At 63.8% G+C, this 1,467-nt stretch carries 2 protein-coding genes; both read left to right on the top strand.

What is annotated here, in order from left to right; translation table 11 throughout:
* Positions 1-214 (top strand): sensory rhodopsin transducer (locus VNN55_03090; protein HWO56533.1); only part of this gene is annotated, 214 nt, incomplete at its 5' end.
* Between the two features lie 12 nt (positions 215-226).
* The coding region (locus VNN55_03095) for a thiamine pyrophosphate-requiring protein (GenBank protein HWO56534.1) at positions 227-1,467 on the top strand (1,241 nt) is incomplete at its 3' end.

The raw sequence follows: 1,467 nt of genomic DNA on the forward strand, positions 1-1,467 counted from the left end.
GCCGGCTGGACCTTACGAGGTCACGGTCCCGGCGCGCCGCACCCGCCACATTCGCTTCAACGATCTGAAAGAACCGGAGCCGATCCCCCTCGACACCGATTTTGCCAGCGTGATCGAGTCGGATGTGCCGATCGTCGTTCAACATACCCGGCTCGATTCCCGCCAGGCCGAAAACGCCTTGATGACAACCATCGCCTACGCCAGCAACGAATAAGGAGGAACATTCATGGCTCAGACCGTCAGCGACTTTCTGGTTCAACGATTACTCGACTGGGGCATCACCCGCATCTACGGCTATCCCGGAGACGGCATCAACGGTATCATGGGAGCGCTCAACCGCGCGGGGGACCGGCCGGAGTTCGTCCAGGTTCGTCACGAGGAGATGGCCGCCTTCATGGCCTGCGCCCACGCCAAGTTCACCGGCGACATCGGCGTCTGCCTCGCCACCTCGGGACCGGGAGCGATTCATCTTCTCAACGGTCTCTATGACGCCCAGATGGACCATCAGGCGGTCTTGGCGATCGTCGGGCAGGCGCATCGCAGTTCGATGGGGGGCCATTTTCAACAGGAGGTCGATCTTCAGACCCTCTTCAAAGATGTGGCGCATGAATATGTTCAGACGGCGATGGATGCGGTGCAGGTGCGCCATCTGATCGATCGGGCCATTCGAATCGCGAAGGCGGAGCGGACCGTCACCTGCATCATTCTGCCGGGCGACGTCCAGGAGCTCGAAGCGGTGCCCCACCCGCCGCGGAAACATGGGACGATCTTCTCCGGAATCGGCTACAGCGATCCGCGGGTGATCCCGGCGGAGAACGATCTGCGCCGGGCGGCGGAGGTCCTCAATGCGGGAGAGCGGGTCGCGATCTTGGTCGGCTCCGGCGCGCTGCGCGCGGCGGACGAGGTGGCGGAGATCGCGGAGATCCTCGGCGCCGGCGTGGCGAAAGCGCTCTTGGGAAAGGCGGTCTTGCCGGACGATCTTCCCTACGTCACCGGATCGATCGGACTGCTCGGCACCCGGCCGAGCTGGGACATGATGATGAACTGCGACACCCTGCTCATGATCGGGAGCCGCTTCCCCTACTCCGAATTTCTCCCGCCGGAGGGGCAGGCGCGCGGGGTGCAGATCGACCGCGACGGCCGGATGCTCAGCATGCGCTATCCGATGGAGGTGAATCTAACCGGCGACAGCGCCGAGACGCTGCGGGCCTTGACCCCCTATCTGAGAAGAAAGACCAATCGCGCCTGGCGACAGGCGATTGAAGAAAGCATCGCCGAGTGGTGGCGCGTTTTGGAAGCCCGCGCCATGGCCCCGGCCAATCCCCTCAACCCCCAACGGGTCTTCTGGGAGCTCTCCCCACGGCTTCCGGAGAACTGCATGATCGCCTGCGACACCGGCACGGTGACCAACTGGTATGCCCGCGACATCAAAATCCGGCGGGGGATGCTCGCCTCGGTCTCCGGCAA

The sequence above is a fragment of the bacterium genome (assembly GCA_035559435.1).
In the GTDB taxonomy this organism is placed as follows: Bacteria; Zixibacteria; MSB-5A5; order WJJR01; family WJJR01; genus JACQFV01.